Genomic DNA, 4,536 nt, shown 5'->3' with positions numbered 1-4,536 from the left:
CGACACGGAGGTCGTCGCAATGATGCCCGGCTGGCAATGGGGCCAGCCGGGCCTGGACAACAGGATTTTTCATGGAAGAAGGCGGATGCCGGTCTGACTACATGGGTTCCTCCGGTTCGACTCCGGAAGTCAGTCCACCCCTTGCCGCCTGCTTCCACCCTTTCAATGTCGGTGTGTACGAATGCCGATGGAACTACAGCCTTTCACGCTCCAGGTCGCGGGTTCGACTCCCGCCCGGTGCCGCGATGCACCGGTAGCTCAGTGGTTAGAGCAGGAACGCTGCCACGCCCGCGTGGCATGGCAGCGAGACGTTCCATCACCCTTGTCGTGTACAGCGGCACCCGCAGCAACGCTTCATGCAGGTGCATGAAGTGGTTTCAATGCCGGCATGCGCGAATGCCGAAGGAACTACAGGTACCTTCCGCGGGTTGACCCCGCCCATCGCCGATCTGGCGGTGACCGCTCTGCAGCTGAGCAGGAGGATGTTCCTTCACCCCTCGTCGCGCGGGCCGGCACCCGTGGCAAGCGTTGCACGCGGTGAATGCCGGTGGAACTACATGGATAACCCTTCGGGGTCGGGTTCAACTCCCGGTGACAGCGCCGGCCATGCCGGCACTGCTTACGGTTCCACCACCCTTTGTCACCGCACCTTTTCGAATTTGAAGATGACAGGAACACCCGCATGAACACTCTCAACTACAACGTCATCCAGGCGCCGGGCGCGGCACCGATCAAGCTGTGGACGCGCGGCGTGCCGCTGGAGGAGCAGGCGCGCGAGCAGCTGCAGAACATCGCGCGGTTGCCGTTCATCCACAAGTGGGTCGCGGTGATGCCGGACGTGCACCTGGGCAAGGGCGCGACCGTGGGCTCGGTGGTGCCGACCATCGGCGCGATCATCCCGGCCGCGGTCGGCGTGGACATCGGCTGCGGCATGATCGCCACCCGCACCACGCTGACCGCCAGCGACCTGCCCGACAACCTCTCGGCATTGCGCAGTGCGCTCGAGCGGGCCGTGCCGCATGGCCGCAGCGTGACCCGTGGCGGCCGTGACAAGGGCAGCTGGGATACGCCACCGGCGCTGGCCATCGAAGGCTGGTCGCAGCTTGCTGCTGACTTCGCCTTGATCTGCGAGCGTCACCCCAAGCTGAAGAACACCAACAACCTCAAGCACCTGGGGACGCTGGGCACCGGCAACCACTTCGTAGAGGTGTGCCTGGACGAGGAGCAGCGGGTGTGGTTCATGCTGCACTCCGGCTCGCGTGGCGTGGGCAATGCCATCGGCACCTACTTCATCGAGCTGGCCAAGCAGGAAATGCGTCGCTGGATGATCAACCTGCCCGACCAGGACCTGGCCTACCTGCCGGAAGGTAGCGTGCACTACGGTGACTACGTGTTCGCGCTGGACTGGGCGCAGCGCTTCGCGCGCATGAACCGCGAGATCATGATGCGCAATGTGGTTGAAGCCGCGCGCACGGTGATAAGCAAGCCGTTCGAGGCCCAGGCAGAGGCGGTCAACTGCCACCACAACTACGTCAACCGCGAGCACCACTTCGGCAAGGATGTGCTGGTGACCCGCAAGGGGGCGGTGAGTGCGCGCAAGGGCGAGATGGGCATCATTCCCGGCAGCATGGGGGCCAAGAGCTTCATCGTGCGCGGGCTGGGCAACGAGGACAGCTTCCACAGCTGCAGCCACGGCGCCGGCCGCGTGATGAGCCGTACCCAGGCGCGCAAGCTGATCAGCGTGGAGGACCACATCAAGGCCACCGCGCACGTGGAGTGCCGCAAGGACGCCGAGGTGGTGGACGAGTCACCGGCCGCCTACAAGCCCATCGAGGCGGTGATGGAGGCGCAGCGTGACCTGGTGGAGATCATGCATACCCTGCGTCAGGTGGTCTGCGTGAAGGGATGAAAGGCGCGTGCGTCCCACTACGGTGGGGCGCCGAAGGAAGGCAGGAACATGGACATGATTGAAATCGACGGAAGCCAGGGTGGCGGGCAGTTGCTGCGCTCGGCGCTCAGCCTGAGCCTGTGCACCGGCATTGGCTTCACCGTGCAGGGCATCCGCGCCATGCGCAGGCGCCCGGGACTGATGCGCCAGCACCTGACCGCGGTGACCGCGGCGGCGCGAGTGGGTAATGCGCGGGTGGAGGGTGCCACGCTGGGGGCGACCACGCTGCGCTTCGAGCCGGGCGAGGTGCAGGCCGGTGACTACCACTTCGCCATCGGCAGCGCGGGCTCGGCCACGCTGGTGTTGCAGACCCTGCTGCCGGCCTTGTGGCAGGCACCGGCGCCTTCGCGCATACGCGTGGAGGGTGGCACCCATAACCCGTTGGCACCGAGCGCGGACTTCCTGGACCGCTGCTACCTGCCGGCGCTGGCACGCCTGGGCGTGCAGGCGCAGTTGCAGCTGCAGCGGCATGGGTTCTTCCCGGCCGGAGGCGGTGAGCTGGAACTGGAGGTGCAGCCCTGCACGGCGTTGTCCGCGTGCGCGTTCGAGCAACGCGGGCCGCTGCAGGCAATGGAGGCATCGGTGCTGGTCTCAGGATTGGCGGCGGGCATCGGCCAACGCGAGCTGGACGTGCTGGGCAGGCGCCTGGGCGTGGATACCCATCCGCGCCACCTGCAGGTGGTGCGGCCGGCGTTGGGGCCGGGCAATGTCGCGGCGGTGACGGTGCGGCATGGCGCGCACGTGGAGCTGTTCGATGGCCATGGCGAGCGTGGGCTGTCGGCCGAGCAGGTCGGCATGCGCCTGGCCGATGCCGTGCAGGCCTACCTGCAGGGCGAGGCCTGCGTCGGCGAGCACCTGTCCGACCAGCTGCTGCTGCCGATGGCGCTGGCCGGGGGCGGCAGCTTCAGCACCGGGCAGATCAGCGCGCACCTGCACAGCAATGCGCGCCTGATCGAGAAGTTCCTGCCGGTCGCGTTCGACTGGCAGCCGGAGGGGGCGCATTGGCGGGTGAATGTGCTGCAGTGAGGCAATGTTTGATCTGGCTCAATGCGGAACCGCAACATCCGATGTGCAATGGTAACTGTCCACCCTTCACCGAGGAGAACTGCCATGTACACGCGCATCCTGATTGCCACCGACGGTTCCGAGCTGGCCGCCAAGGGCCTGCAGAAGGGCCTGGAACTGGCCGCCCAGCTGGGCGCCCAGGTCGACATCGTCACCGTGTCCGAGCCGTGGGCGGTGGGCATGTACGACGCCATGGGCTGGAGCGCCGGCTACGAGGCCAGCCCCGAGTACAAGAAGGACCGTGAAGCCGGCGCCCAGAAGATCCTGGAGCCGGCGGTTGCCGCCGCACGTGCGGCCGGCGTGGCCAACGTGCAGCCGCACCACGTGCTGGACCGCTACGCCGCCGACGGCATCATTGATACCGCCACGGCCTGTGGCAGCGACCTGCTGGTGATGACCTCGCATGGCCGTCGCGGCGTCACCCGCGTGCTGCTCGGCAGCCAGACCGCCGAAGTGCTGGCGCGCAGCACCGTGCCGGTGCTGGTGATCCGCTGAGTCATGCGCAGGGGGCCGGGAGTGCATCCCGGCCTGCAGCCCCGCCGTCGCGGGGCATTCTGCCCCTCCCCTGCGTAGCGGGGGAGGGCTGGGGAGGGGCAAGCCCCGGTCCCCGCGAAACTGCAGCCGGGCAAGCGCACCCGCGCCCGCGAGGCGCTGTTTCGCCCCTCAGCGGTGCCAGGGCCGCAGTCCCGCCACCGTGATCGCATGGCCACCGCGCCGCTCCTGCCGCAGGCAGGCGACGCGGCGGCCCGTGCCCGTCATTACCAGCTGTACAGCTTCCAGTACACCGGCTTGGTGCCGTCCTTGTCGCTGTCCATGCGGCCGTCACCGTCACGGTCGTACATGTAGAACGGTGCACCACGCGCCGGGGTGACCTTGACCATGCGCAGCACGCCGCCGACCCGGTATTCCTCGACCGTGTCGCCGTTGTCCATGGCCTTGCTGGTCACGTCGGCGCCTGAGACGTCCACCGGCGGGGAGCCGGCGCCCAGGGTGGCGCAGCCGGCCAGGGCCAGCAGGGGGATCAACAGCAGCTGCTTCATGACGGGATTCCTTGTTTCGGCGTGGATTCGATTATGCCCGTGCACGTCGGAAAACGGTCCGCCGCGTAGAATCGGCACATGAGCAGATTAGTCCTGATTGACGGTTCCAGTTACCTGTACCGCGCGTTCCACGCGCTCCCGCCGCTGTCCAACGCCGCCGGCGAGCCCACCGGGGCGCTGTTCGGCGTGGTCAACATGCTGCGTGCCACGCTGAAGGAAAAGCCCGAGTACGTCGCCTTCGTGGTCGACGCACCGGGCAAGACCTTCCGTGACGAGATGTACGCCGAGTACAAGGCCAATCGTCCGCCGATGCCCGACGACCTGCGCGCGCAGGTACAGCCGATGTGCGACATCGTGCAGGCGCTGGGCATCGACATCCTGCGCGTGGAAGGTGTGGAAGCCGACGACGTGATCGGCACGCTGGCGCTGGCCGCGGCCAGGGACGGGCTGGAAGTGACCATCTCCACCGGCGACAAGGATTTC

The 4,536-nt window shown here is 67.3% G+C and carries 5 protein-coding genes; 4 read left to right on the top strand and 1 reads right to left on the bottom strand.

The features are described from left to right. The first annotated feature begins 682 nt into the window (after positions 1–682). The 3 genes from VA603_RS08695 (at position 683) to VA603_RS08685 (ending at position 3,508) form a co-directional block, all read left to right on the top strand. Positions 683–1,909 (top strand): RtcB family protein, encoded by a 1,227-nt coding sequence (locus tag VA603_RS08695; RefSeq protein ID WP_323438549.1) that lies wholly within the window; start codon positions 683–685, stop codon positions 1,907–1,909. Between the two features lie 48 nt (positions 1,910–1,957). Further along, positions 1,958–2,974: an RNA 3'-terminal phosphate cyclase gene (rtcA, locus tag VA603_RS08690; RefSeq protein ID WP_323438548.1), complete on the top strand. Its 1,017-nt coding sequence runs from the start codon at positions 1,958–1,960 to the stop codon at positions 2,972–2,974. Positions 2,975–3,058: 84 nt separating this feature from the next. Beyond that, the gene (locus VA603_RS08685; protein WP_132863856.1) at positions 3,059–3,508 is read left to right on the top strand and encodes a universal stress protein; all 450 of its coding nucleotides are present in this window, start codon (positions 3,059–3,061) and stop codon (positions 3,506–3,508) included. A gap of 263 nt (positions 3,509–3,771) precedes the next feature. On the opposite strand, the gene VA603_RS08680 is transcribed toward VA603_RS08685, so the two are convergent. Then, positions 3,772–4,053: a DUF2782 domain-containing protein gene (locus tag VA603_RS08680; protein WP_132863855.1), complete on the bottom strand. Its 282-nt coding sequence runs from the start codon at positions 4,051–4,053 to the stop codon at positions 3,772–3,774. A 78-nt stretch (positions 4,054–4,131) separates the two neighbouring features. Here VA603_RS08680 and VA603_RS08675 point away from each other — a divergent pair. After that, positions 4,132–4,536 (top strand): 5'-3' exonuclease (locus tag VA603_RS08675; RefSeq protein WP_345785855.1); only part of this gene is annotated, 405 nt, incomplete at its 3' end.

Source organism: Stenotrophomonas capsici, assembly GCF_034961085.1.
GTDB lineage: Bacteria > Pseudomonadota > Gammaproteobacteria > Xanthomonadales > Xanthomonadaceae > Stenotrophomonas > Stenotrophomonas capsici.
The sequence above is the reverse complement of the archived record's forward strand: the minus strand, read 5'-3'. Positions and strand labels throughout refer to the sequence as shown.

Excerpts from the sequence above, each read along its gene's own strand:
- VA603_RS08695 (WP_323438549.1), top strand. The coding sequence starts at position 683 with ATGAACACTCTCAACTACAACGTCATCCAGGCGCCGGGCGCGGCACCG.
- rtcA (WP_323438548.1), top strand. The coding sequence starts at position 1,958 with ATGGACATGATTGAAATCGACGGAAGCCAGGGTGGCGGGCAGTTGCTG.
- VA603_RS08685 (WP_132863856.1), top strand. The coding sequence starts at position 3,059 with ATGTACACGCGCATCCTGATTGCCACCGACGGTTCCGAGCTGGCCGCC.
- VA603_RS08680 (WP_132863855.1), bottom strand. The coding sequence starts at position 4,053 with ATGAAGCAGCTGCTGTTGATCCCCCTGCTGGCCCTGGCCGGCTGCGCC.